Origin of the sequence: Sphingopyxis sp. TUF1 (assembly GCF_036687315.1) — a bacterium.
GTDB lineage: Bacteria > Pseudomonadota > Alphaproteobacteria > Sphingomonadales > Sphingomonadaceae > Sphingopyxis > Sphingopyxis kveilinensis.
Genome location: NZ_CP144683.1, coordinates 3,289,538 through 3,314,860, shown reverse-complemented (window position 1 = coordinate 3,314,860; position 25,323 = coordinate 3,289,538). Strand labels below are relative to the sequence as shown.

Annotated in this window: 24 protein-coding genes and 2 tRNA genes; 15 read left to right on the top strand and 11 right to left on the bottom strand. The window is 64.2% G+C overall.

The window, feature by feature from the left end:
- Positions 1-18: 18 nt before the first annotated feature.
- The 3 genes from VSX77_RS15555 (at position 19) to VSX77_RS15545 (ending at position 2,848) form a co-directional block, all read left to right on the top strand.
- On the top strand, positions 19-1,647 hold the full coding sequence (locus VSX77_RS15555) for a histidine kinase dimerization/phospho-acceptor domain-containing protein (protein WP_338425514.1): 1,629 nt from the start codon (positions 19-21) through the stop codon (positions 1,645-1,647).
- 33 nt (positions 1,648-1,680) lie between these two features.
- Entirely contained in the window at positions 1,681-2,703 is a 1,023-nt protein-coding gene (locus VSX77_RS15550) for a polysaccharide deacetylase family protein (RefSeq protein WP_338425513.1), read from the top strand.
- Positions 2,704-2,772: 69 nt separating this feature from the next.
- Positions 2,773-2,848 (top strand) — tRNA-Ile (locus tag VSX77_RS15545).
- 105 nt (positions 2,849-2,953) lie between these two features.
- Here VSX77_RS15545 and VSX77_RS15540 read toward each other — a convergent pair.
- The 3 genes from VSX77_RS15540 to VSX77_RS15530 all read right to left on the bottom strand — a co-directional run bounded on the left by VSX77_RS15540 (position 2,954) and on the right by VSX77_RS15530 (position 4,999).
- Positions 2,954-3,030 (bottom strand) — tRNA-Pro (locus tag VSX77_RS15540).
- 136 nt (positions 3,031-3,166) lie between these two features.
- On the bottom strand, positions 3,167-3,442 hold the full coding sequence (locus VSX77_RS15535) for a hypothetical protein (RefSeq protein ID WP_338425512.1): 276 nt from the start codon (positions 3,440-3,442) through the stop codon (positions 3,167-3,169).
- 144 nt (positions 3,443-3,586) lie between these two features.
- The gene (locus VSX77_RS15530) at positions 3,587-4,999 is read right to left on the bottom strand and encodes a M20/M25/M40 family metallo-hydrolase (RefSeq protein ID WP_338425511.1); all 1,413 of its coding nucleotides are present in this window, start codon (positions 4,997-4,999) and stop codon (positions 3,587-3,589) included.
- A gap of 129 nt (positions 5,000-5,128) precedes the next feature.
- Here VSX77_RS15530 and ettA point away from each other — a divergent pair, with 129 nt between their 5' ends.
- Both ettA and VSX77_RS15520 read left to right on the top strand, forming a co-directional pair.
- Positions 5,129-6,808, top strand: a complete 1,680-nt coding sequence (gene ettA, locus VSX77_RS15525; RefSeq protein ID WP_338425510.1) for an energy-dependent translational throttle protein EttA — start codon at positions 5,129-5,131, stop codon at positions 6,806-6,808.
- 56 nt (positions 6,809-6,864) lie between these two features.
- Positions 6,865-7,269 carry a PaaI family thioesterase gene (locus VSX77_RS15520; protein WP_338425509.1) on the top strand — a complete coding sequence of 135 codons (405 nt, stop codon included), beginning with the start codon at positions 6,865-6,867 and terminating at the stop codon, positions 7,267-7,269.
- A gap of 9 nt (positions 7,270-7,278) precedes the next feature.
- On the opposite strand, the gene VSX77_RS15515 is transcribed toward VSX77_RS15520, so the two are convergent.
- The gene (locus VSX77_RS15515; RefSeq protein WP_338425508.1) at positions 7,279-7,917 is read right to left on the bottom strand and encodes a carbonic anhydrase; all 639 of its coding nucleotides are present in this window, start codon (positions 7,915-7,917) and stop codon (positions 7,279-7,281) included.
- Positions 7,918-7,979: 62 nt separating this feature from the next.
- On the opposite strand from VSX77_RS15515, the gene lipA reads away from it, so the two are divergent.
- From lipA to VSX77_RS15500, 3 genes are read left to right on the top strand one after another with little or no spacing between them, the layout of a single operon-like run.
- Complete coding sequence (gene lipA / locus VSX77_RS15510) at positions 7,980-8,915, top strand: lipoyl synthase (protein ID WP_338425507.1); 936 nt, start codon at positions 7,980-7,982, stop codon at positions 8,913-8,915.
- Between the two features lie 7 nt (positions 8,916-8,922).
- Positions 8,923-9,423 carry a type II toxin-antitoxin system RatA family toxin gene (locus tag VSX77_RS15505; protein WP_338425506.1) on the top strand — a complete coding sequence of 167 codons (501 nt, stop codon included), beginning with the start codon at positions 8,923-8,925 and terminating at the stop codon, positions 9,421-9,423.
- Positions 9,420-10,154 (top strand): metallophosphoesterase family protein, encoded by a 735-nt coding sequence (locus VSX77_RS15500; protein WP_338425505.1) that lies wholly within the window; start codon positions 9,420-9,422, stop codon positions 10,152-10,154. The genes VSX77_RS15505 and VSX77_RS15500 overlap by 4 nt, the downstream gene beginning before the upstream one ends.
- A 1-nt stretch (position 10,155) precedes the next feature.
- Here the strand turns inward: VSX77_RS15500 and VSX77_RS15495 are convergent, their stop codons facing one another.
- Together VSX77_RS15495 and ispF are read right to left on the bottom strand one after the other, a co-directional pair.
- Positions 10,156-10,710 carry a CinA family protein gene (locus VSX77_RS15495; RefSeq protein ID WP_338425504.1) on the bottom strand — a complete coding sequence of 185 codons (555 nt, stop codon included), beginning with the start codon at positions 10,708-10,710 and terminating at the stop codon, positions 10,156-10,158.
- 4 nt (positions 10,711-10,714) lie between these two features.
- A complete protein-coding gene (gene ispF, locus VSX77_RS15490; protein ID WP_338425503.1) occupies positions 10,715-11,893 on the bottom strand; it encodes a 2-C-methyl-D-erythritol 2,4-cyclodiphosphate synthase in 1,179 nt (392 codons plus the stop codon).
- A 93-nt stretch (positions 11,894-11,986) separates the two neighbouring features.
- On the opposite strand from ispF, the gene dusB reads away from it, so the two are divergent.
- The 7 genes from dusB (at position 11,987) to hflX (ending at position 21,192) form a co-directional block, all read left to right on the top strand.
- A complete protein-coding gene (gene dusB / locus VSX77_RS15485) occupies positions 11,987-12,985 on the top strand; it encodes a tRNA dihydrouridine synthase DusB (protein ID WP_338425502.1) in 999 nt (332 codons plus the stop codon).
- Positions 12,982-14,073, top strand: a complete 1,092-nt coding sequence (locus tag VSX77_RS15480; RefSeq protein ID WP_338425501.1) for a two-component system sensor histidine kinase NtrB — start codon at positions 12,982-12,984, stop codon at positions 14,071-14,073. The genes dusB and VSX77_RS15480 overlap by 4 nt, the downstream gene beginning before the upstream one ends.
- Complete coding sequence (locus tag VSX77_RS15475) at positions 14,070-15,485, top strand: sigma-54 dependent transcriptional regulator (RefSeq protein WP_338425500.1); 1,416 nt, start codon at positions 14,070-14,072, stop codon at positions 15,483-15,485. The genes VSX77_RS15480 and VSX77_RS15475 overlap by 4 nt, the downstream gene beginning before the upstream one ends.
- An 83-nt stretch (positions 15,486-15,568) precedes the next feature.
- On the top strand, positions 15,569-17,860 hold the full coding sequence (locus VSX77_RS15470; RefSeq protein ID WP_338425499.1) for a sensor histidine kinase: 2,292 nt from the start codon (positions 15,569-15,571) through the stop codon (positions 17,858-17,860).
- Positions 17,850-19,229, top strand: a complete 1,380-nt coding sequence (locus VSX77_RS15465; protein WP_338425498.1) for a sigma-54-dependent transcriptional regulator — start codon at positions 17,850-17,852, stop codon at positions 19,227-19,229. Before VSX77_RS15470 ends, VSX77_RS15465 begins: the two co-directional genes overlap by 11 nt.
- Positions 19,230-19,345: 116 nt before the next feature.
- Positions 19,346-19,843, top strand: coding sequence for an RNA chaperone Hfq (gene hfq, locus VSX77_RS15460; protein WP_338425497.1), 498 nt, complete (start codon positions 19,346-19,348; stop codon positions 19,841-19,843).
- 50 nt (positions 19,844-19,893) lie between these two features.
- Positions 19,894-21,192, top strand: coding sequence for a GTPase HflX (gene hflX / locus VSX77_RS15455; RefSeq protein ID WP_338425496.1), 1,299 nt, complete (start codon positions 19,894-19,896; stop codon positions 21,190-21,192).
- On the opposite strand, the gene mazG is transcribed toward hflX, so the two are convergent.
- From mazG to metG, 5 genes are read right to left on the bottom strand one after another with little or no spacing between them, the layout of a single operon-like run.
- On the bottom strand, positions 21,170-21,943 hold the full coding sequence (mazG, locus tag VSX77_RS15450) for a nucleoside triphosphate pyrophosphohydrolase (protein WP_338425495.1): 774 nt from the start codon (positions 21,941-21,943) through the stop codon (positions 21,170-21,172). The genes hflX and mazG overlap by 23 nt on opposite strands.
- A gap of 43 nt (positions 21,944-21,986) precedes the next feature.
- On the bottom strand, positions 21,987-22,163 hold the full coding sequence (locus VSX77_RS15445) for a hypothetical protein (protein WP_338425494.1): 177 nt from the start codon (positions 22,161-22,163) through the stop codon (positions 21,987-21,989).
- Positions 22,160-22,924: an MBL fold metallo-hydrolase gene (locus VSX77_RS15440; RefSeq protein ID WP_338425493.1), complete on the bottom strand. Its 765-nt coding sequence runs from the start codon at positions 22,922-22,924 to the stop codon at positions 22,160-22,162. Before VSX77_RS15440 ends, VSX77_RS15445 begins: the two co-directional genes overlap by 4 nt.
- A gap of 13 nt (positions 22,925-22,937) precedes the next feature.
- Positions 22,938-23,714, bottom strand: coding sequence for a TatD family hydrolase (locus VSX77_RS15435; protein WP_338425492.1), 777 nt, complete (start codon positions 23,712-23,714; stop codon positions 22,938-22,940).
- Complete coding sequence (metG, locus tag VSX77_RS15430; RefSeq protein WP_338425491.1) at positions 23,714-25,297, bottom strand: methionine--tRNA ligase; 1,584 nt, start codon at positions 25,295-25,297, stop codon at positions 23,714-23,716. The genes VSX77_RS15435 and metG overlap by 1 nt, the downstream gene beginning before the upstream one ends.
- Positions 25,298-25,323: the final 26 nt, after the last annotated feature.

Sequence of the window (25,323 nt, the reverse complement as noted above, 5' to 3'; positions counted from 1 at the left end):
TGCGTGACTGCTGACTCGATGATCGCGACCATCTTGCGTCAGGCGCCCGCCGACCGGCGGGCGCGCGTCACGGCGTGGCGACAACTCTCCGATATTCTGGCGCAGCGCGGCAATCAACTGGGCGACGACGATATTCGCCGCAGCCTCCATGCGCTTGCGGTGCTGCGCCCTCAAGTTCCGGAAGCAGTAAGGCGCGATTGCGCACGGGCGATCGCGCGGCATGGCCGGTTTGCGCCGCTTGTCGCGCTTTATGCCAACGACGTTCCCGCGGTGTCGGCAGCGATGCTGCGCGAGGTGCGGCTGTCCGAATCCGACTGGCTGGCGCTTCTGCCGGCGACCAATGCGATGGCGCGATCGGTGCTGGCGGGGCGCGACGATTTGCCCGAAGGCGTCGGGCGTGCGCTGGCCGCGCTCGGCAGCGCGTCGGTTGCGCTGCCGCAACCGGCGATCGCCGAAGCGGTCGAGCCGGTGTCGGCCGCGCCGCCGAAACTCGAAAGCGTGGCCGAAACGGCGGCGCCAAGCCAGATCAGCGAACTGGTCCGCCGGATCGACAAATATCAGTCGCGCCGCAGCCAGTCAGCGCCCGCGCGCACCCCGCGTCGGTCCTTTTGTTTCGAGACCGGCCCCGACGGCGTCATTCATTGGGTGGAAGGCGTTACGCGCGGCGCCGTGATCGGCCTGTCGATCGCCGACGCTGCCTTTGGCGGGGAGCCGGGAACCGATGCCGCCGCGGCGGGTGCCTTTCGGCAGCGTGCGGAAATCGTCAATGCGCGCATGTCGCTGGAGGGCACGCCCGAGGAAGCGGGCGAATGGCGCTTTTCGGCGCTGCCCTGGTTCGATCCGGCTAGCGGCCAGTTCCGTGGATACCGCGCGACCGCGCGGCGACCCCAGCATAATGAAATGCCCTACGGCCGTCCCGAAGCCGAGGACCCAGGCGATACGATCCGTCAGTTGATCCACGAACTGCGCAGCCCGCTCAACGCAATTTCGGGGTTCGGGCAGATCATCTCGGGCCAGATGTTCGGTCCGGTCAGCCAGTCCTATCGCACGATGGCGGAACGTATCGTCACCGACGCGGCGTCGGTGCAGTCCATCATCGACGACCTCGAAACGGCGGCACGACGGAGTAGCCCGGCAGCGCAGGAACCGCCGACCGAAATCGTCGACGTCGGGGCAATCGTGGACCAGATCGAGGGCGACCTTGCGGCGCTTCTCGCCGATCAGCGTATCGAAATGACCCTGGCCCGCGCGGGCGGCCCCTTTCTGGGGCTGGCGAGCGATGCCGACGTGCGCCGGATGATTGGCCGCCTGCTCACCGCGCTGGTCGACATCTGCGAACCGGGCGGCATTCTGGTTGGACAACTGGTGACCGAATCGCCGCATGACGACATGCTCCAGTTGCGAATCGTTCGCCCCGCATCGATCCGGTTCGCGACCGCGGCCGATCTGCTCGACCCGGGGTTCAGTCCCGAGGGCGAAGCGCCCGGCGCTGCGGTCCTCAGCCTTGGTTTCTCCCTCCGCCTCGTTGACAGCCTTGCCCGCGCCGCGGGTGGACGCCTTGAAATCGGGCACAATGCCTTGACCTTGCACCTGCCGTCCGCCACCGCGAAGACCGATGCCGAACTGGAGGTTCAGCAGGGCGAATAGTCGGCGTACGGGTCGACGGCAAAAGGGGGCAAGGTGCAGCCGGCGGATAATTTCTTCGCACATCCGCCTGCATCGACGCTCGTGCGGCTGGGCGATGGCGAGCGTACGCGATTCTGGGTCACCGTCGACACCGAAGAGGATTTCGACTGGGACGCGCCCTTTGCGCGAACCGGGTTCGGCCTTGAATCGGTTCCCGCGCTCGCGGACTGCCAGAGCTATTTCGATGATGCCGGGGTGCGGCCCATCTATCTCGTCGACTGGCCCATCGTCGCCGACGACCGCGCGGTCGATATTCTGGGGCCCGCAGAGGCCGCGGGCCGCTGCGAAATCGGCGCGCAGCTTCATCCCTGGGTAACGCCGCCGCACCACGAAGAGGTCAATGCCCGCAACAGCTATACGGGCAATCTGGCGGCCGATCTTCAGCGGGCAAAGATGACGATGCTGCGCGATGCGATTCACGAACGATTTGGCGCCGCGCCCACCGTTTACCGCGCCGGTCGCTATGGGCTTGGCCCCGAAAGCGCGGCGATGCTCGCCGAACTCGGCTTCCGGTGCGATACGTCGGTGCGATCGGGCTTCGACTATCGCGTCGGCCATGGCCCCGACTATCGTGCCGCGCCGCTCCATCCCTGGTGGGTGTACACGCCCGCCGGGGCGGTTCTGGAGGTTCCCGTGACGACGGTTTTCGGTGGCTTGCTCGGCGGCGCCGGCCCCGCGGTCTATCACCGGATCGCACGCAGCGGATCGCGCGCCGGGGCTGCGCTGGCGCGGCTCGGTCTGGTCGAGCGGATCGCGCTGACACCCGAAGGCATCCCCGTCGACCGCGCTCTAAAGGCGGTCGACATCGCGATTGCGGCGCGGCTGCCGCTGCTTAACTTCTCCTTTCATTCGCCCTCGCTGCAACCGGGCAACACCCCTTATGTCCGCACGGCGGCCGACCTTGATCAATTCTATCGCTGGTGGGACGAGGTGCTGAACCATCTCGCACGGCGCGGCGTCGAACCGGCGACCGCGGCCGAGATTATCGAATTGGCCGAACGCAAATCGGCGGAATGAGCCTTGGCGCTTGCCAACGGCGCGCGCGCTCCGCTATCGCGCGAACATCCCCTTGCGGGTTAGCAAAGGGGGCCTGTAGCTCAATGGTTAGAGCTGGCCGCTCATAACGGCTAGGTTGCGGGTTCGAGTCCTGCCGGGCCCACCATTTGCCTTGCCATTTCCTTTTCCTTGCATATCCGGGCCATGACGCGCTGCGCGCCAATGGCGACGTCGGCCGACAGAACGTGCGGAAGATGATCGGGAAGGGAAGTGGTCGGGGAGACAGGATTCGAACCTGCGACATCTTGCTCCCAAAGCAAGCGCGCTACCGGGCTGCGCCACTCCCCGACGACCGGACCCGCGCCTTAGACACGTCGCGAGGGCAAGTCCATCCCACGCGCGCGCTGGACAAAGAAAAAGGGCGGCCTTCCCAAGGGAAGACCGCCCGTTTTCCGTTTCGGTCAATGCCCCGAGGGGCTGTGACTTACTTGGCTTCTTCGGCCGGAGCAGCAGCAGCGTCGGCAGCCGGAGCTTCAGCGGTCGCAGCAGCGTCGGCCGGAGCAGCAGCTTCGGCACCGGCAGCAGCGGCTTCAGCGCCTTCGGCGGCGGCTTCGGCGCCGGCAGCAGCGGCGTCGGCGCCTTCTTCAGCAACAGCTTCAGCAGCCGGAGCTTCGGTGGTGGCTTCTTCAGCAGCCTTTTCACCGCAAGCGGCGAGGGCGAACATGCTGGCAGCAACGGCGATAGCAGCAAACTTCTTCATGATGTGTGGGCTCCCTAAAATGCCTTTCCGCGACGGGAAAATTTCCCGTATCGCGAGCGGCGGGATTTAGTCGTTCCGTGTGAATCGTCAACAAAAATAATTGAGATGGCCGAGCAGCGCTGGTTTCCGCCATTTCTGACGCGCTCAGGGAAGCTCCATGTCCTGACTGTTCGCAAGAATCTCCAGAACCGCGCTCCATACGATAACGTTCTGCCGCAGCTGGGCGGGATCGATTTTGTCGAGCGTGTCGTCGGGCGTGTGGTGCAGGTCAAAATAGCGTGTCCCGTCCTGCGCCAGGTCGATCGTGGGGACTCCCGCCCCGACGAGCGCCCCGATATCGGCGCCGCCGCTCGCTTCGCCTCGCCCCCGCGTGACGCCATGGGGTGCGACGGCGCGCGCGATCCTGTCGGCCAGCGATCGGGCGCTTTCGGGCAGCTTGAACTCGACGCGCCAGATTCGATCGGCGCCGAAATCGGATTCGAGCGCAACGGCGTGTTTCTCCGTCCCGTGGGCGGCGAAATAAGCCTGGCCGCCATGGACGCCGACCTCTTCGGCGCCGGCCCAGAGGATACGGATCGTTCGGCGCGGCTGGCCGGCCGACATGACATGTTTGGCCGCAGCGGTGACAATTGCGCACCCGGCGGCATCGTCGATCGCCCCGGTGCCCAGATCCCAGCTGTCGAGGTGGCACGCTACGACGACGGGGCTGGCGGCGGGGTCGCTACCCGAAACCTCGGCGATAACGTTGCCCGATTCCTGTTTGCCGAGATTGCGGGGGGTGAGGAGCAGCGACATGCGGAGCGGCGCGGGGGTGTAGCCCAGCGGCGTTTCTTTCGTGCGGATTTGCTGCGCGCGCTGCCATTGGCGAACAAGCTGATCGGCATCGGGGTTCGACAGCGCAGCGGCGGGAATGGGCGTTACCCCTGCCTCAAAGCTGGTGTTCCCGGTATGCGGGTTGCGATGGCTATCGGTGCCGATCGAGCGAATGACCACGGCGATCGCGCCGCGCTTTGCCGCAGCATTGGGGCCCGTAAAGCGAGCGCGGCCGTATTCGCCATAGCCGCTGCCGTCCTGCGTGGCCGCCATTTGATGATCGATAAACACGATCTTGCCCTTGATATAATGGTCGGGCGCGGCAACAAAATCGTCATAGCTCGCGAAGTAAGCCACATCGCCGACCAGCCCCCGGGCCCCCGTCGATCCGCTGTTGCCAAGCGCGGTGACCGCGAGCGATTGCGTGTGAAAGGGTCCGATCAGCGACGCCTTCTCCTCGCCGCGAACCCATGTCGGCATGGTGAAGGGCTCGGGACGGACATTCTGAAACCCCATCGCCTTCAGCCGCTCGACCGCCCAGATGCGCGCGGCTGCCTCGGCCTCGGTCCCCGCCATGCGCGGCCCGATCTCGGTCGTCAGGTCTTCGGTAATATCCCATGCGATTTCATCGGTCTGCGCGCGTTCGGCTGCGCTCGGCGGCGGCGGAATCGAAGCGGAAGCGGGGCTCGCCAGAAGAAGGGCGGCGATGCCCGCAAGGCGGGATGGCGTGCGTGCGGTTGTCATGACCGTCACGTAAAGGGTGGCGGCGCCGGTTCGCAAGCGCAGATTGCCAAGCCAGCGCCCATTCGCTAACCGGCGCGCAACCTCTCTCCCGGCCGCACCGCGCGGCCCAGCCACTATCGGAGCTTTCCCATGGCCGCCCAATATAGTTTCGTGATGAAGGGTCTGACCAAGACCTATCCCGGCGCGCAGAAGCCGACGCTCAATAGCCTCAGCCTGCAATTCTATCCCGATGCCAAGATCGGCATCGTCGGCCCGAACGGCACCGGCAAATCGACGCTGATGAAGATCATGGCGGGCATCGACAAGGATTTCACCGGCGAAGCCTGGCCGGGCGAGGGGATTACCGTCGGCTATCTGGCACAGGAGCCCCAGCTCGACCCGACGAAGACGGTCAAGGAAAATGTCATGGATGGCGTCCGCCCGGTCGCCGACATGCTCGACCGTTTCAACGAGATCAGCACGCTGATGGCCGATCCGCCGGCCGACGCCGATTTCGACGCGCTGATGGAGGAAATGGGGACGCTTCAGGAAAAGATCGACGCGGTCGACGGCTGGACGCTCGACAACCAGCTCGAAATCGCGATGGAGGCCCTCCGCTGCCCGCCGGGCGACTGGAGCGTCGAGAATCTCTCGGGCGGCGAAAAGCGCCGCATCGCGCTCACGCGCCTGCTGCTCGAAAAGCCGTCGATCCTGCTGCTCGACGAACCGACCAACCACCTCGACGCCGAAAGCGTCGCCTGGCTGGAAAAGCATCTTGTCGACTATCCGGGCAACGTCATCCTCGTCACCCACGATCGCTATTTCCTCGACAATGTCGTGAACTGGATTCTCGAACTCGATCGCGGCCGCTATTTCGTCTACGAAGGCAATTATTCGACCTATCTCGAAAAGAAGGGCAAGCGCCTCGAACAGGAAGCGCGCGAGGATCAAGGCCGCCAGAAGGCAATCAAGGACGAGCTCGAGTGGATCCGGCAGTCGCCCAAGGCGCGTCAGGCCAAGTCGAAAGCGCGCATCAAATCGTTCGACCAGCTCGTCGAGGCGCAGGAAAACCGCACCCCCGGCAAGGCGCAGATCGTCATCCAGGTTCCCGAACGCCTGGGCGGCAAGGTTATCGAGGTCAACAATATCTCGAAGGCCTATGGCGACAAGCTATTGTTCGAAGACCTGTCCTTCACGCTGCCGCCGGGCGGCATCGTCGGCGTCATCGGCCCGAACGGTGCGGGTAAATCGACGCTGTTCCGCCTGATTACCGGGCAGGAAACCCCCGACAGCGGCAGCGTCAGCATCGGCGATACCGTGCGCCTCGGCTATGTCGACCAGAGCCGCGATGCGCTCGACCCGAACAAGAATGTCTGGGAGGAAATTTCGGGCGGCCACGATCTCATGAATATCGGCAAGCACGAGATGCAGACGCGCGCCTATGTCGGCGCTTTCAACTTCAAGGGCACCGACCAGCAGAAAAAGGTCGGGCAGCTGTCAGGCGGCGAACGCAACCGCGTCCATATGGCCAAGATGCTGAAAGAGGGCGGCAACGTCCTGCTGCTCGACGAACCGACCAACGATCTCGACACCGAAACGCTCGCCGCGCTCGAAGAGGCGCTCGAAAATTTTGCGGGCTGCGCGGTGGTCATCAGCCACGACCGCTTTTTCCTCGATCGTCTTGCGACGCATATCCTGGCGTTCGAGGGCGACAGCCATGTCGAGTGGTTCGAAGGCAATTTCGAGGCCTATGAAGAGGATAAGATCCGCCGTCTGGGCGAAGGCGCAACGCGGCCGCACGCGACGACGTACAAGAAATTGTCGCGCTGACCGCTATGGGGGAGGGGGCGGCCATATCGGAGCCAATCTCTTCGGGCGCGATCCGTATGGACGCGGCTGCGCTCAACGCTTTTATGGCCGAGGCTTTCCCTCAATCGGAGCCGGGTTCGCGCGGTTATGTGGTTTCGGCCGCGCCCGGCCATGTTCAGGCGCGGATGGATCCGACCGACAAGGCGCTGCGCCCCGGCGGGCTGATCTCGGGACCGACGCAGATGGGCTTTGCCGACATGGCGGCCTATGCGCTCGTCCTTGCGCATATCGGGCCGGTGGCGATGGCGGTGACGAGCGCGCTCAATTACCAGTTTCTGCGGCCTTGCCGTCCGGGATCGCTGTTCGCCGACGCGCATATGCTGCGCCTCGGCAAACGGCTTGCGATTATGGATGTGCGGATCTGGACCGACGACTCACTAAAGCCGGTCGGGCAGGCGAATGTGACCTACGCGATTCCCTGACCCGATGGGTCAGGCGGCGCGGAAGTCGCCGCTTTCGTCGTCAAGTATGTGCAGCACGCCATCGCTGATCGCGAAAAAGGCGCCGCGCAGTTTGAGCGTCCCGCGCGCTTCCTTCTCCTGAATGCAGGGGAAGGTGCGAAGATTTGCGAGGCTCACCCGCACTGCCGCCATTTCCATCGCGCGCCCCGCGTCGCGGCTGTCGATGTCGGCGTGGCCGCCGCGCACTTCGGCGCTCGCATCGTCAAGCAGCGCGATCCAGTCGGCGATGAAGCCGCCGCGCCCCGGTTCGGCGCCCGCCATCGTCCCGTGCAGCGCCGCATGGCAGCCGCCGCACAGGCCGTGCCCCATCACCACGATTTCCTCGACCTTCAGGAACTGCACAGCAAATTCCAGCGCGGCGGAGACGCCGTGGCGCCCGGGCGTCGTTTCGAACGGCGGCACCAGCGCGGCGACATTGCGAACGACGAAGATTTCGCCGGGGTTGGTATCGAAAATCTGCGACGGTTCGACGCGACTGTCGGAGCAGGCGATCACCATCACCTTGGGCGATTGCCCCTCGGCCAGCTCGTCCCAGCGGCTCCGTTGTTCCTGCCATCCGCCGTTACGGAAACGACGATAGCCCTCGATCATGTCGGCAAAGTGAGTCATGGCGGCCCCATAGCATAGGTAGAGAGGTTGAGAAGAGGGGCAGAGGCGACTATGTGGGCGCGATGAACGCTCCCGCATCCCCCGCCGCAACCCCGAGCCAACGCTCGCGCAAGCCCGACTGGATTCGCGTCAAGGCGCCGACCAGCCCCGGCTATGCCGAAACGCGCAAGCTGATGCGCGAACTAAACCTGCATACGGTGTGCGAGGAAGCGGCGTGCCCGAACATCGGCGAATGCTGGACCAAAAAGCACGCGACGGTGATGATCCTTGGCGACACCTGCACGCGCGCCTGCGCGTTCTGCAACGTTAAGACGGGGATGCCGCGCCCCGTCGACCTGCTCGAACCCGAGCATACGGCGATTGCGGCTGCGAAAATGGGGCTGACGCACATCGTCATCACTTCGGTCGACCGCGACGACCTGCCCGACGGCGGCGCGAGCCAGTTCGTCAAGGTTATTCAAGCGCTGCGCCGCGAAACGCCGCAGACAACGATTGAAATTCTGACGCCGGATTTTCGCAACAAGCCCGAAAGCGCGGTCGCGGCGATCGTCGACGCGCGGCCCGACGTCTATAACCATAATCTCGAAACCGTGCCGCGGCTCTATCCGACGATCCGCCCCGGCGCGCGCTATTATGCCTCGCTCCGCCTACTCGAAAGTGTCAAGCGCCGCGACCCGTCGATCTTCACCAAGTCGGGCATCATGCTCGGGCTTGGCGAGGAGCGGATGGAGGTGCATCAGGTGATGGACGATATGCGCAGCGCCGACATCGATTTCATGACGATGGGCCAATATCTGCAACCGACGCCGAAGCACGCCAAGGTCATCGACTTCGTGACGCCGCAGGCGTTCGACGCCTATGCGCAGATCGCGCGCGCTAAGGGCTTCCTGCAAGTCGCGTCGTCGCCGCTCACGCGCTCCAGCTATCATGCCGGCGACGATTTCGAGCGGATGCGCGCGGCACGCGAGGCACAGCTCGCGCGCGTTCGCGCCGACTGAGCGTCCCTTGCCGAGGCATCACGAAACGCGCGACCTGCCATACAGCGCCGAACAGATGTTCGCGCTGGTCACCGACATCGCGCGCTACCCCGAATTCCTGCCGTGGGTCGTCGCGCTACGCGTCCGCAGCGACAGCGAGCATGAGAGCGTCGCCGACATGATCGTCGGCTTCAAGGGCCTGCGCGAAAGCTTTTCGTGCCGCGTCCACAAGCAGCGGCCGCACGAGGTTATCGTCAGCTATATCGACGGCCCGATGAAGCATCTCAGCAACGAGTGGCATTTCCAGCCCGCCGAGGGCGGCGGCTGCCGCGTCGATTTCATGGTCGATTTCTCGTTCCGTAACCGCATGTTCGAAGCGCTCGCGGGGCAGATGTTCGACAAGGCGCTGCGAAAGATGATCGCCGCTTTCGAGGCGCGCGCCGATGAACTTTATGATCCGCACGCGCAACCGCCGATCCTCGCTGACAGTAATCCGCCGTCAGACGCGGCGATCGGTGAGGGGCGATGAAAATCGCCGCGATTTCCGATATTCATGGTAACCTTGCGGCTCTTGATGCGGTGCTGGCCGACATAAGTCGTCGCGGAATAGAATGCGTCGTAAATCTGGGGGATATATTATCAGGCGGCCTTTTCCCGGCAGAAACCGCCGACCGGCTGATGAAGCTGAATATTCCTACCATCCGCGGCAACCACGAGCGGCAGATACTGGAACAAGCGCCCGACAGAATGGGGCCGTCTGATCGCCATGCAGCGGCAAATTTGCGGCCTGATCATCTGGCCTGGATCGCCGCGCTGCCCGAAACTATGCAAATCTCTGACGATATTCTGCTTGTTCACGGAACACCCGACAGCGATCTCGTCTATTTTCTGGAAACGGTCACCGAGGATGGTTTGCGGCCGGCCACCCGAGACGAGATCGTCGAGCGTGCGGGTGCTGTCAGCGCCAGCCTGATCCTTTGCGGTCACACGCATGTGCCCAGGATAGTTCGCCTTGAAGACGGGCGGCTGATCGTCAATCCGGGAAGCGTCGGCTTGCAGGCATATGATGAAGACCGGCCCTTTCCGCACAAGGTGGAGACCGGCTCGCCTCACGCGCGCTATGCGATAGCGACAATGACCAATGGGACGTGGTCAGCCGAACTTTGTGCCGTCGAATATGATTGGGAACAGGCCGCGCGCGACGCGGAGGCCAACGGCCGGACCGACTGGGCCAAGGCACTCAGAACCGGCCGCGTTTGAATTATGCGGGAAGGGTGACATCCTCAGAGGGGCGCAGGCCGTCCTTTTCGGGCTGAAGCAACTCGAGCGCAAACAAGGTTGCCGCCTGGCGGATCGCCGCGCGGTCGGTCGATTCGAACTGGATGCGCTGGGAGAAATAATCGTCGGGGTTCTGTCCGCGGAGTGCGCGTGCAAAAACGACGAGGCCGACCGGCTTCTTTTCGGAGCCGCCGCCGGGGCCGGCGATGCCGGTGATCGCAACCGCAACGTCGGCGTCGCTGTTCGTCAGCGCACCCGCCGCCATCGCCCAGGCGGTCGCCAGCGACACTTCGCCGAAGGTTTCCAGAATCTCGCTGCTGACGTCGAGCTGGCTCTTCTTGGCGTTCGCCGAATAGGTCACGAAACCGGCGGTGAACACGTCCGAACATCCTGCAATGTCGGTGAGCGCCGCGGCCACCATGCCGCCGGTGCAGCTTTCGGCGACCGCGATCTTGCGCCCGGCCGCGCGGTTGGCGGCCAGCACGTTCGCGGCAAGCTCGTCGCGCGCGATAAGGCGCGATTCGGCGTCGGTCAGCACGGGTTCAAATCTCCGGAAGTTGGATGGTCGCGACGGCCTGCGCCGAGATCCCCTCGCGGCGGCCGGTAAACCCAAGCCGCTCGGTCGTCGTGGCCTTCACACTAACCCGTCCGGCAGGAATCGCAAGGATTTCGGCGATGCGGTCGCGGATGGCGACGCGGTGCGGCCCGATGCGCGGGGCTTCGGCGATGATCGTGAGGTCAAGGTGCCCGATCCGCCCGCCGTTCGCGGCGACGCGCTCGCCCGCAAAGGAGAGGAAGCGGTGCGACGCGGCGCCGAGCCATTGCGGATCGCTCGGCGGAAAATGATCGCCAATGTCGCCGTCGCCGAGCGCGCCAAGGATCGCGTCGGTCAGTGCATGAAGCCCGACATCGGCATCACTATGCCCTTCAAGTCCATGACTATGCGCGATTTCTATCCCGCCGATCCACAGCGGCTTGCCTTCGACGAGGCGGTGGACGTCATAGCCCATACCAACTGCGGTTCGCATCATGTCGCTTGTCCCCAGAAGCCCGCGCAGAATCGCCATATCGTCAGCATATGTCAGTTTGTGGAGCCGCGCGGCGCCTTCGACTGTCGCGACGGTGACGCCAAGGCTGCGGACGAGCTGCGCGTCGTCGGTCGCCGCGGCACCAACGGCCTCGGCGTGCGCACGGCGAAGGGCACCGAGACGAAAGGCCTGCGGCGTCTGCACGCGGGCCAGCCGCTCGCGCGCAACGACATCGCCCGCCGCGCCATTTGCGGCTTCGACCAGCGTGTCGGGGACGGGCAGAACCGGGATGGCCGCTTCGGCGTTCTCGAGCGCGGCCAACAGCCGGTCGATGACCGCGGCATCGACGCCAGGGCGTGCGGCGTCATGGACAAGCACCAGCGCCTCATCCTCCCAGTCCGACAGCGCGCCCAGCGCATTCGCCACCGACTGCTGCCGCTCGGCACCAGGATCGGCGGAAATCCAGCCCTCGGGCAAGGTTGGCTTCGCTGCCATGACGTCATGGTTCGCGACCAGTACACCGCCCGACACGCCGGGATAGCCCGCCAGCGCATCGAGGCTCCAGCTGAGGACCGGCCTGCCGCCGAGCATTTCGAGCTGCTTGGGCTTAGCAAAGCCCGCGCGCACGCCCTGTCCGCCGGCGAGGAGGATCGCGGCAACGCGGGGATTTCGCGGGGCGGGGGAATCGGACATCTGCCCGCCGGTTAGCGCAGCCGCGCCTTGCGGGAAAGCGGCTTAGCGTGTAGGGGCTGCTCAAATTTTAGGCAATCTGACGAAAGCATCCCCATGGCGCCGCTGCGGCCCATCCAGATCGGTAACATCACCATCGCGGATCCCGTGATCCTCGCGCCGATGACGGGCGTCACCGACCTGCCGTTCCGCAAGCTCGTGCGCTACTACGGCTCCGGGCTCAACGTCACCGAAATGATCGCCAGCCAGGCGGCGATCCGCGAAACGCGCCAGTCGATCCAGAAGGCGGCGTGGGACCCGGTCGAAGAGCCCGTGTCGATGCAGCTCGTCGGCTGCACTCCCTATGAAATGGGCGAGGCGGCGAAGCTCAACGAGGATCGCGGCGCGTCGATCATCGACATCAACATGGGGTGTCCGGTGCGCAAGGTCACCAATGGCGACGCCGGATCGGCGCTGATGCGCGACCTGAAGCTCGCCGCGGCGCTGATCGAATCCTGCGTGAAGGCGGTGTCGGTGCCGGTGACGGTCAAGATGCGCATGGGCTGGTGCCACGACAGCCTCAATGCCCCCGAGCTCGCGCATATCGCCGAGGATCTGGGCGCGAAGCTGGTCACCGTCCACGGCCGCACGCGCAACCAGATGTACCGCGGCGAGGCCGACTGGGGCTTTGTGCGCAAGGTCAAGGATGCGGTATCGATCCCGGTGATCGTCAACGGCGACATCTGCTCGGCCGATGATGCGCGCACCGCGCTGGCGCAAAGCGGCGCCGATGGCGTCATGATCGGCCGCGGCGCCTATGGCCGCCCCTGGCTGCTTGGGCAGGTGATGGCGGCGCTGCGCGGCGATGGCGAACATCCCGACCCCGGTCTCGACGAGCAATATGACGTGATTACATCGCATTATCGTGCGATGATCGACCATTATGGCGAAACGACCGGGGTCAACATGGCGCGCAAGCATCTCGGCTGGTACGTCAAGGGACTGCACGGGTCGGCCGAGTTTCGCAACAAGGTCAACCAGATCCCCGACAGCAAGGGCGTGCTCGATGCGCTGGAGGCCTTTTATGGTCCGCATCTGACCCGGGCCGCCGCGTGACCACGCTCACCTCGAGCATCCCGAGTTTCGACCATGACGAGCTGATCCAGTCGCACCCGGTGCCGACATTGCTGATCGACAGCGGCGGCGTCGTGCTGTTCGTCAACGCCGCCGCCGAGCAGCTGTGCAACGTCAGCCGATCCGCGATGGTCGGGCGCGTCATCTATGACGTCATCCAGATGGACCGCAGCTATCGCCAGCGGATGAACGACGCCGCGACGTCGGCGCTCTTTGCGCACCGCGCCGAAATCACGCTCGGCGGCCGCAAATCGGTCTTTGTCGATATGCAGATGGTGCCTTATGGCCAGAGCGGGCACCGCATCCTCGCGCTCGTCCCGTCGCAAAGCGATGCCGAGCTGATGGGCGGCGCGATCGGCCGGTCGAGCCGCGCGGCGGGGGCGGCGGCGTCGATGCTGGCGCACGAGATCAAGAATCCGCTCGCCGGTATCAAGGGCGCGGCGCAACTGCTCGCGCGCAAGACCGACAGCGGCGGCGAGCGTTTCACGACGCTGATCTGCGCCGAGGTCGACCGCATCGCGACGCTGATCGACCAGATGGAGCATTTTTCGCGCGGACAGCCGATCCTGTGCGAACCGATCAACCTCTATCAGCCGATCCATCAGGCGATGGAAACCGCACGCGCGCGCCAGTTTCCCGGCGTTCGCTTTGCCGAGGATTTCGACCCGTCGTTGCCGCTCGTCCACGGCAACCATGACGCCATGGTGCAGATATTGCTCAACCTCGTGACCAACGGCTGCGAAGTATTGGCAGGACGCGACGACGGCGTGGTGCGGATTGCGACCGCGTATCGCCATGGGCTTTCGATCGACAATGGCGACGGCCGCGGGCGTATCGCGCTGCCGATCGAGGTCAGCGTCAGCGACAATGGTCCCGGCGTTCCCGCCGACATCCGCGGCGACCTGTTCGACCCGTTCGTGACGACGAAGCGCGAGGGGAGGGGCCTTGGTCTTGCCCTCGTTGCCAAGCTCGCGCGCGACATGGGCGGGACGGTCCAGCATATGCGCGACGGCGACTGGACGCGCTTTCGCGTCCACCTGCCCGTCGCACAATCGAAGGGACGGGGATGAGCGACGGCAAGACGATCCTGCTGGTCGAGGATGATCCGGCGATCGCGATGATCATCCGCGAAACGCTCGTCGGCGAATGCGGGCTGCTCGCGTCGGTCGGCAGCATCGCCGAACGCAACGCCTGGCTCGCGGGCCATCGCCCCGACCTCATCATCACCGATGTCGTTTTACCCGACGGCGACGGCATCGATTCGCTGGTCCATGCCGGCGTCGACCCCGCAACGCCCGTGATAGTGCTGTCGGCGCAGAACACGCTCGACACCGCGGTGCGCGCGACGGGCATCGGCAGCTATGATTATCTGCCCAAACCGTTCGACCTCGACGAACTGACTGCCAGCGTCCGCGCCGCGCTGCAACGGCGCGCCGAACCCGCGGCGGGCGACGCCGCGCCGCCCGCCGACAGCCACGGCCTTGTCGGACGTGCGCCGGCGATGCAGGCGGTTTACCGGACGATCGCGCGGCTCGCGACCAACGATCTTGCGGTGCTGATCCTCGGCGAATCGGGGACGGGCAAGGAAGTCGTCGCGCGCGCGATCCACGGCACGGGTCTTCGCCGCGCGGGGCCGTTCGTCGCGATCAACATGGCCGCCATCCCTCGCGAACTGATCGAGGCCGAACTGTTCGGCCACGAAAAAGGCGCTTTCACCGGCGCACACAGCCGCAGCGCAGGCCGTTTCGAACAGGCGGCGGGCGGCACGCTGTTCCTCGACGAGATCGGCGACATGCCGCTGGAGGCGCAGACGCGGCTGCTGCGCGTGCTGCAAAGCAACGAATATTCGACCGTCGGCGGCAGCCAGGCGCTGCGCGCCGATGTGCGCGTGGTCGCGGCAACGCACCGCGACATGCGCACGCTCGTTGCCGACGGCCGCTTTCGCGAGGATCTTTTCTACCGGCTCAACGTCATTCCCGTGACGCTGCCGCCGCTGCGCGACCGCCGCAGCGACATCGCCGCGCTCGTGCGCCATTTCGTCGAGGTGGGGCGCGGGTCGGGCCTTCCGGACCGGCAATTCGCGCCCGAAGCGATGCAGTGGCTCGAACGGCATGACTGGCCGGGCAATGTCCGCGAACTCGGCAATGTGGTGCAGCGGCTCGCGGTCCTGTCGCGCGATACCGTCGTGACGGCGCGCGAGGTCGAGATGGTGCTGCGCGACAATGGCGAAAGCGGCGCCGTGACCGACCCGGAATCGCTGATCGCGCGCGCGGTCGACGACTGGGCGCGCGAAAAGATGGCGAGCGCACCCGATGGCGAAATCCATGGCCAGCTCGAAGCGATCGTCGAAACAGCGCTGCTCCGCCGCGTGCTACGCGATGTCCGCGGCAACCAGCTGGAAGCCGCGCGGCGACTGGGAATCAACCGCAACACACTGCGCAAGCGGCTGGCGCAGCTCGAAATCGATCCGTTGCACCCCTGAGCCGCGCGAAAATCGCGGCAATCGGTCGGCTATGACTCGATTGTGTGTTTTCCATGCAACAGGAATGTCGTATCGAAGCAACAATGACGCCCGCCGCCGCCCCGCCTTTCGACATGGATTCGGATGGACAGCACGCGCGCTCGGGAATCTGGCGTTTCGGTGCACTCGAATATTATGCGCTCGCCGCGATGGCGAGCATTGCGATCGCCACCTATATCTTCGTGACCGGCGACGCCCAAAGCGAACGGTTGCTGACGCCCGCGCTGGTGGCCGCGATCATGGTGGCCAATCTCGTGCCGGCGATGGCGCTGATCGTCCTGATCGGCAGCCGCGTTGCGCGCGCACGCGCGGTGCGATCGATGGCGGGGGGAAACGGACGGCTGCACGTGCGGCTCGTCGCGCTCTTTTCGCTGATCGCCGCGGCGCCGACCTTGCTCGTCGTGATCTTCGCATCGCTGCTGTTCCAGTTCGGCGTCGATTTCTGGTTTTCGGACCGGTCGCGCGGCATGTTCGAAAATGCGGCGAACCTCGCCGAGGGCTATTATCAGGAAAACCAGCGCCAGGTGGGCGCGAACACCTTTGCGATGGCCACCGACCTCGGCGCCCGGTTGCGGCAATATCCCATCGATTCGCCGGGCTTTAACGATTATTATTTCCAGCAGGTCGTCGTTCGCAGCCTGAATGAATCGGCAATTATCGAAATCGGGCGCGACGGTGTAGCGCGGACGGCGACGGCCATCGATCCCGACGAGCGGCCAGCGACAAGCCGGCTGACCCCAGCCATGGTCGCGCGGCTTGATGCCGGCGAGGACGTCGTCGTCGTGCGCCGATCCGAAAGCATTGAAGCCGCGGCACGCCTGCCGGGCACAGACCGCGCCTTTGTCTACGCGTCGCGCGACACCAATGTGCCGGGCTTTCAGCAATCGGCGCGCGCAAGCGCGGTGCTGGCCGACTATAACCAGCTCTTCGATCGCTCGCAGATGCTTCAGTTGCAGTTCAATGGTGCGCTCTATCTGGGGTCGCTGCTGCTGCTCGCGCTCGCGGTAATCGCGGCGATCCTTGTCGCCGACCGTATTGTGCGGCCGCTGGGGACATTGATCGGCGCGACGCGCACGGCGGCGGACGGCGACCTGTCGGTTCGCGTGACCCCGCCGGAGCGCGATGACGAGATTTCGGTGCTGACGCGGGCGTTCAACCGGATGACCGAACAGCTCGAGGGGCAGACGGGCGCGCTTGTCAACGCAAACGAACAGCTGGAGGCAAGGCGGAGTTTTATCGAGGCGGTGCTCAGCGGCGTATCCTCGGCGGTGGTGTCGGTCGATGCCGATCGCCGCATCCTGCTCGCCAACGCCGCAGCCGAAAAGCTTATCGGCCGCCAGGCCGACGAATTGACCGGGCTGCTCCTCGACGATGTCGCTCCCGAACTGGCAGGGCTCCTGGCCGGAACCGAGCGCGAGGCCATCGTTCAGCTTGCGCGCAAGGATGCCGAACCGGCGACGCTGGCAGCAAAGGCCGTGGCGCAGGGTGAGGGCTTTGTTCTCAGTTTCGAGGACATTACGCAGCAATTGCTCGACCAGCGCCGCGCCGCCTGGTCCGATGTCGCGCGCCGCATTGCGCACGAGATCAAAAACCCTCTCACCCCGATCCAGCTCGCCGCCGAACGCTTGCAGCGCCGCTTCGGCGACCGGGTCGAGGGCGACGCGCCGACCTTCCGCAGGCTCACCGATACGGTGATCCGGCAGGTTCACGACATGCGCCGCATGGTCGACGAATTTTCGAGTTTTGCACGGATGCCCAAGCCGACGTTCGGGGTTGAAGATGTGCGCGACATTCTGCGCCAGGCAGTATTCCTGTTCGAGGTTGCCAAGCCCGACATCGGTTTCACAGTCAAAACGCCAGCCGAAATCGAGCCGCTCGTCTGCGACCGCCGCCTGCTGTCGCAGGCGATCACGAACATCGTCAAAAATGCCGTGGAAGCAATTGAAGAAAAATATAAAAGTTCCGATGCGGTTGCTACCGGCACCATCCGGGCCGAACTGGAGGTGGATGCCCGCGATGCGATTGTCATTCGTGTCTCCGACGACGGTATCGGGCTGCCCGACGCGCGCGACACGATCGCCGAACCTTATATGACGACGCGGCAGGGCGGGACGGGGCTCGGCCTCGCGATCGTCAAGAAGATCGTCGAACAACATTATGGCGAGCTGGAGTTTTCCGACAATCCGGCGGGGCAGGGGACATGCGTTACCCTGACGCTGCATCCCGATCGGCTGCGGCCGCTGGCCGGGCAGGGCGGCGAGGGCGGCCTCGGCCACACAGAAACGGTTCCGGGGCGCATCCGCAACCGGCAGGACAGAGAAGATCATGGCGCTTGATATTTTGATCGTCGATGACGAACGCGACATCTGCGAACTCGTCGCCGGCGTCATGGAAGACGAAGGTTACGAAGCGCGCACCGCGACCGACAGCGATTCGGCGCTTGAGGCGATCCGCCAGCGGCGCCCGTCGCTCGCGCTGATCGACGTCTGGCTCCAGGGGTCGCGCCTCGACGGGCTCGGGCTGGTCGAAGCGATCAAGGCGTTCGATCCGACGCTGCCGATCATCGTCATCTCCGGGCATGGCGGGCTCGACACTGCGGTCGCGGCGATCCGCCGCGGCGCCTTCGATTTTATCGAAAAACCGTTCGAGGCGTCGCGCCTGCTCCATCTCGTCGCGCGCGCGACGGAGAATGAGCGGTTGAAGTTCGAATATGAACAGCTGCGCGAAAAAGCCGGGCCGGCGGAGGAACTCACCGGCAACAGCGCGGCGATCAACAATGTCCGCGCGACCCTGAAGCGCGTCGCGGGGACGGGGAGCCGCGTGCTGCTTACGGGCGCGCCCGGGGTGGGCAAAGAGGTCGCCGCGCGCGTCCTCCACGGCTGGAGCGGGCGGCATAATGCGCCCTTCCGCGTGATCTCGTCGGCGCGAATGGACCCGGAGACGGTCGAGCTCGAACTCTTCGGGTCGGAAACCGACGAAGGGACGATCCGCGTCGGCTTGCTCGAACAGGCGCACGGCGGGACGCTGTTCCTCGACGAGGTCGCTGACATGCCGCTCACGACGCAGGGCAAGATCCTGCGCGTACTGACCGACCAGAGCTTCACGCGGGTCGGCGGGCGGACGATGATCCGCGTCGATGTGCGGATCATTTCGGGATCGGCGCGCGATCTCACCACCGAAATCGCCGAAAACCGCTTTCGCGAGGATCTTTATTACCGGCTCAACGTCGTGCCGGTGCATATCCCGTCGCTGCGCGAACGGCGCGACGATATCGCCAGCCTGTGCGACCATTTTGTCCGCCGCTACGCCGCCGATCGCCGTGTGCCGCCGCCCGAAATCAGCGCCGAGGCGATGGCGGCGCTGCAGGCGCACGAATGGCCGGGAAATGTACGCGAGCTGCGCAATGTGATCGAACGCGTGATGATTTTGGCGCCGAGCGACAGGCTGGCGCGCATCGACGCCGATATGCTGCCCGCCGAACTGGTGCGCGGTGGCGCCGACATTCTGCCCAACTCGGAATCGATCACCGCAATCCCGCTCAAGGAAGCGCGCGAGAATTTTGAACGCGAATATCTGCGCATCCAGATCAACCGCTTTTCGGGCAATATCTCGCGCACCGCGAGTTTTATCGGCATGGAGCGATCGGCGCTGCACCGCAAACTGAAACTTTTGGGGCTTACCGAGAGTTCGGAAGGCGAAAGCTAGGCTTAACGCTGGACGATATACGCGCTTTGCCCCATATTGCGTGCAAGAATAAGGTTTTGAATGCCGGAAAACCGGCGCCATACCCGCGGTTTCACCGCCAAGAACAGGAGGCAAATGTGTCCGATAAAAACCAGAATCTTCAGGATATTTTCCTCAACGCTCTCCGTAAGAGCAAAACCCCCGTCACGATGTTTCTCGTAAAGGGCGTCAAGCTTCAGGGCATCATCACCTGGTTCGACAATTTCTCGCTGCTGCTTCGCCGCGATGGCCAGTCGCAGCTCGTCTACAAGCATGCGATTTCGACTGTGATGCCTTCGCATGACTTCGATCTGTCGCTGCTGGGCGGCAATCTGCGCGATGCGCCTGCTAGCAAAGGCAAGGCGCTGCAAGACGTGTTTCTGAACGCGGTGCGCCGCTCGGACGAATCGGTGACGATGTTCCTCGTCAACGGCGTGATGCTGCAGGGCGATATCGTTGCGTTCGACCTCTTCTGCATGTTGCTCGAGCGCGAGCGGCAAGTGCAGCTCGTCTACAAGCACGCGATCTCGACGGTCCAGCCCAACGGCCCGATCAACCTCGCCGACAATGGCGACGGCGAAACGGACGACGCCTGATCGAGCACGTCATCGACAGCGAAGACGAAGTCACACGCGGCGCCCCCGCGATGATCATCGTGCCCGAATGGCATAGTCAACGGCTATCCCGCGACCTCGACGCGCGCGCCGAGGAGGCGAGGGGACTTGCGCTCGCGATCGGACTCGATGTTGTGGCGGTGCATACGCTGCGGCTCCGGCAAACGCGCGCCGCGACCCTTTTAGGCGTCGGCCAGATCGAGGCGATCGCCCCCGACATTGCAGCCAAGGGCGTCCAACTCGTCGTTGTCGATGCTGCCTTGTCTGCGATCCAGCAACGCAACCTCGAAACGGCCTTTGGAACGAAGGTGATCGATCGCACGGGCCTGATCCTCGAAATCTTCGGCGAGCGCGCTGCGACGGCCGAAGGAAGGTTGCAAGTCGAACTCGCGCATCTCGATTATCAGGCTGGGCGGCTTGTCCGCAGCTGGACGCACCTCGAACGCCAGCGCGGCGGTTTCGGTTTTCTCGGCGGACCCGGTGAAACGCAGATCGAGGCTGACCGGCGAATGATCCGCAACCGGATGGCGCGAATTCGCCGCAGCCTGGAGGACGCCCGCCGCACGCGGCAGCTTCAGCGGTCCAAGCGTCAACGTGCGCCGTGGCCCGTGATCGCGCTCGTCGGCTATACCAACGCGGGGAAATCAACATTTTTCAATCGCTTGACGGGAAGTGACGTCATGGCGGAAGATATGTTGTTCGCGACCCTGGACCCCACGATGCGCGAAATCCGCTTGCCAGGGATCGACAAGGCGATTCTGTCGGACACCGTTGGTTTCGTGTCCGATCTGCCGACCGAATTGGTCGCGGCGTTCCGCGCCACGCTCGAGGAGGTCACGACAGCCGATCTGATCGTCCATGTCCGCGACATCGTGCATCCTGACACCGAAGCGCAATATGACGATGTGCGCGCGATCCTCGACTCGCTCGGCGTCAACGGGCCGGAAGAGGGGGAGGGCACCGCGCTTGCAAACGCGATCCCGCAGATCGAAATCTGGAACAAGATCGACACCGCCGACGCCGATCGCCGCGCCATAATCGAAGAAATGGCGGCGCGGCGTACAGACGTCGCCATTATTTCCGCGGCCACGGGCGAGGGGGTAGAGGCGGCCCGCACGCTCATGGCGTCACAATTGACCGCGGGGCATCAGGTTCAGCGTATCTACCTCGGCTTTGAGCAGGGTGAGGTGATGGCATGGCTGCACGCGCGCGGCGAAGTGCTCGCCGACGAGCCCCATGGCGAGGGTCATGTGCTGACGGTTCGGCTCGATCCTGCGGACCGCGCGCGTTTTGAAAGGCTGTGGCCGCCTAGCGACCTTCCGACGCCTTGACCGCCTGCCAATGCGCTTCTTGCGCTTCGAGTGGCAAGCCAGCCAGATTGCCGCCTGCGTAGTCTTCCATCGCCGAAAACCGCCGCGCGAATTTCAGATTTGCATCGCGCAACGCGCTTTCGGCATCGACGCCCAGCTTGCGGGCATAGTTGACGACGGCAAACAGCAGATCGCCGATCTCCTCATGACGTTCGGCGTCGTCGGTTGCTTCGGCAACCTCGGCCAGCTCCTCGATGATCTTGTCGCGCGGGCCTTCGGTATCGGGCCAGTCGAACCCGATGCGCGCGGCGCGACCCTGGAGCTTCTGCGCGCGAAGCAATGCCGGCAGCGAAAGCGCAACGCCCGCCAGCGCACCTTGCGGGCCATTTTCGGATCGTTCGTCGGCCTTGATCGCTTCCCATTGGCGGCGCACGTCATCGGTCGTGGTGCTGCCGAAGATATGCGGATGGCGCCGTTCCATCTTGGCGCTGATCGCGTTGGCGACATCGTCAAAGCCGAACAGGCCGTCGTCGGCTGCGATCTGGGCGTGAAAGACGACCTGAAGCAGCAAATCGCCAAGCTCGTCGCAAATCGCCGCGGGATCGCCGCCGGCAATGGCGTCGGCGACTTCATAGGCTTCCTCGATCGTGTAAGGCACGATCGTCGCAAAGCTCTGCGCGAGATCCCATTCGCAGCCGCCGTTCGGATCGCGAAGCCGCCGCATCACCGCGAGCAGACGATCGATGGGGGATTGGGTGGTGGTCTCGGCCATTGTTTATCCGATAATATATATTATGTTAAATTTACAGATGAGGCTAGGTAACCGCCTGCCAGGTTCGGATCACCAAAAACACCAGCCCGAAAATGGCCACCCACGCGAGCGCCATCTTCAGCCAGTCGGCCATCGGGAGCCGCCGCGCCAGAAGCGAACTCAGCACCAGCGTAAACGCGCCGACAAACCAAAGCAGCTGGACCGCCGTGTCGCCATTCATAACTGCACCTCCAACCCGTCATAACCGGGTTCGACGCCGCTCGGCAATTCGGCGGCGAGATCGGCATAGTCCATCGTATTGTCCATATGCGTAATAATCGCGCGCGGATGGCCCACCTTTGCCAGTCCTTCCAGCGTCATGGCCAGATGCGGATGCGTCGGATGCGGATAGCGGCGCAGCGCATCGATCACGAACAGATCGACGCCTCGGAAAAATTCGACCATTTCGTCGGTGAATCTAGAAAAATCAGTTGCATAAGCAATCTTGTGCGCACCGTCGCTAAAGATCAGGCCGCTTGCCTTGATCGGTCCGTGCGGCATTTCGATCGCCGACACCTCGATCGGGCCGATCGACTGATGATCGAGCAAATCGATCGGATCGACCGACGCCGGATAACCGGCATTACCGGCAAAGGCATAGGTGAAGCGCCACTTCAATATGTCGAGCACATGATCGCGGGCGTAACAGGGAACGGGCGATCCGCGCAGGTGCATAACCTGACGCAGATCGTCCAGCCCGTGCGTGTGGTCGGCGTGCTCATGCGTCCAGATGACGGCATCGACCTCGCCCACCCGCGCGTCGAGCAGTTGCAATCGCATGTCGGGGCTGGTGTCGACCAGGACGCGAAAACCGCCGAGCGACACAAGAATCGACGCGCGGCTGCGCAGATTGCGCGGATTGTCGGGGTCGCACTGGCCCCAGTCGTTACCGAGCCGGGGAACGCCCGACGAGGTACCGCACCCGAGGATTCTGACTTTCATTCGGCGCGTGACGTCATGCCGTCGCCTTGTTGAAAAGCGAATAGAAATTGGCACTTGTCGCGGCGGCCAAGGTCTCGGCTGGCTCGTCGCGAAGGTCGGCGAGGAACGCCAGCGTATCGGCAACGAACGCCGGCTCCCCGGTCTTGCCGCGATGCGGGACCGGCGCGAGGAAGGGGGAGTCGGTTTCGATCAGCAGCCGGTCCAGCGGCAGCCATTTGGCCGTCGCCTGCAGATCGGCGGCATTTTTGAACGTCACGATGCCCGAGATCGAAATATAGAGACCTAGATCGAGTGCCTTGCGAGCAAAGCCGTCGCTGGCGGTGAAGCAGTGGATCACGCCGGGGAAGCGGGCCCTCCCCATCTCTTCACCAAGCAACGCCAGCGTGTCGGCTTCGGCATCGCGCGTGTGGACGATGATGGGCAGGCCGGTCGCTTGCGATGCGTGGATATGGCGGCGGAAGCTGTCCTGCTGCCGCATGCGATCGCTTTTGTCATAATAATAGTCGAGCCCGGTCTCGCCGATACCGATCACCCGCGGATGCGCGGCGCGCTGGATCAGCTTGGCCGTATCGACGTCGGGATGCTGGTCGGCGTCGTGCGGATGGATGCCGACACTCGCCCACACATCCTCGTTCGCCTCGGCGGCGGCGAGCACATCGTCCCACTCGCTCTCGCGCGTCGCGATGTTTAGCATCGCGGTCACGCCCCTTGCGCGCGCGCGCGCCAGCACGTCGCCCTGCTGCTCGGCGAGCCCCTTGTAATTGAGGTGGCAGTGCGAATCGACGAGCATTACGCCTCCCCTTCCCCCTCGTCTTCGGGCAGGTCGAGGCGCGGGAAAATCGGTACAGGCTGTCCGACGGTGAAGCCGCTCGCGGCGAGCTTCGCAAACCAGTCGGCATCGGCAAGCGCCGCAAAGTCGCGCGCATCGGGTGCTATGCCCATTTGATCGAGCAGCGCGTCGGCCGCGGTCGGCACGACAGGGCGGATCGCGATCGCGAGTGTGCGCACAGCCTGGAAAAGCGTCATCAGGACCGCGCGCATCCGTTCGGGATCGCTCTTGCGCAGCGCCCAGGGCGCCTGCGTATCGACATATTGGTTGCAGGCGAAGACGGCGCGCAGCCAATCCTCGATCCCGACCGAAAAGGCCAGATCCTCGAAAGCGCGTGGGAGGGTCGTCGCCGCAACCTCATGGACGGTCGAGAGCAGCGCGGCGTCATCGTCTGCCGGCAAATAATCGCTCGACAGTTCTCCCCCCAAATTCTTGAAAATCATCGATAAACTGCGCTGCGCCAGATTGCCGAAACTGTTGGCGAGGTCGGCGTTGGCGGTGCGGACGATCGCTTCGGCCGAATAGCTCCCATCCTGCCCAAAGCTGACTTCGCGGAGCAGATAATAGCGCAGCGCATCGACGCCAAAGCGCTCTGCAAGCGCCATCGGGTCGACGACATTGCCCAGCGACTTCGACATTTTTTCGCCGCGGTTGAGCAGAAAGCCGTGGCCGAACACCTGTTTGGGCAGCGGCAGACCGGCACTCATCAGGAAGGCTGGCCAATAAACCGCATGAAAACGAACAATATCCTTGCCGATCATGTGGATGTTCGCCGGCCAGAATTTGCCGAAATCGCTCGCCAGATCGGGATAACCAAGCCCTGACAAATAGGTGGTCAGCGCGTCGACCCAGACATACATCACATGCCCCGGCGACCCCGGCACCGGAACACCCCAATCAAAACTGGTCCGCGAAACGCTCAAATCCTTGAGCCCGCCCTCAACGAAGCGCAGCACTTCGTTGCGGCGGCTTTCGGGGCGGATGAAATCGGGATTGTCTTTGTAGAGCGCGAGCAGACGGTCCTGATAATTCGACAGGCGGAAAAACCAGCTTTCCTCGACGGTCCACTCGACGGGCGTGCCCTGCGGCGAAAGGCGGATGCCCCCTTCCCCGTCGGTCAACTCGCTCTCGTCGTAAAAGGCTTCGTCGCGAACCGAATACCAGCCCTCATAGCGGTCGAGATAGAGGTCGCCATTGGCCTCCATTGCTTTCCAGATCGTCTGCGAAGCGGCATGATGCGCAGCGTCCGATGTGCGCATGAAGACATCGTAGCTGATATTCAGCCTGGCATACATCTCACGGAAATATCCCGACATTTCATTTGCCAGATCGATCGTCTCGCGCCCCTGATCGCGCGCGGTCTGAAACATCTTCAGCCCATGTTCGTCGGTGCCTGTAACCAGCCGCACCTCGCGCCCACGCGCGCGCTGGAACCGTGCCATGACGTCGGTAGCGATCGCTTCATAGGCGTGGCCGATATGCGGGCGGCCATTAGGATAACTGATCGCTGTGGTGATATAGAAGGGGGTGCTGTGTTCGGACATGCGCGCGCCTTAGCCGCTGGCGCGTG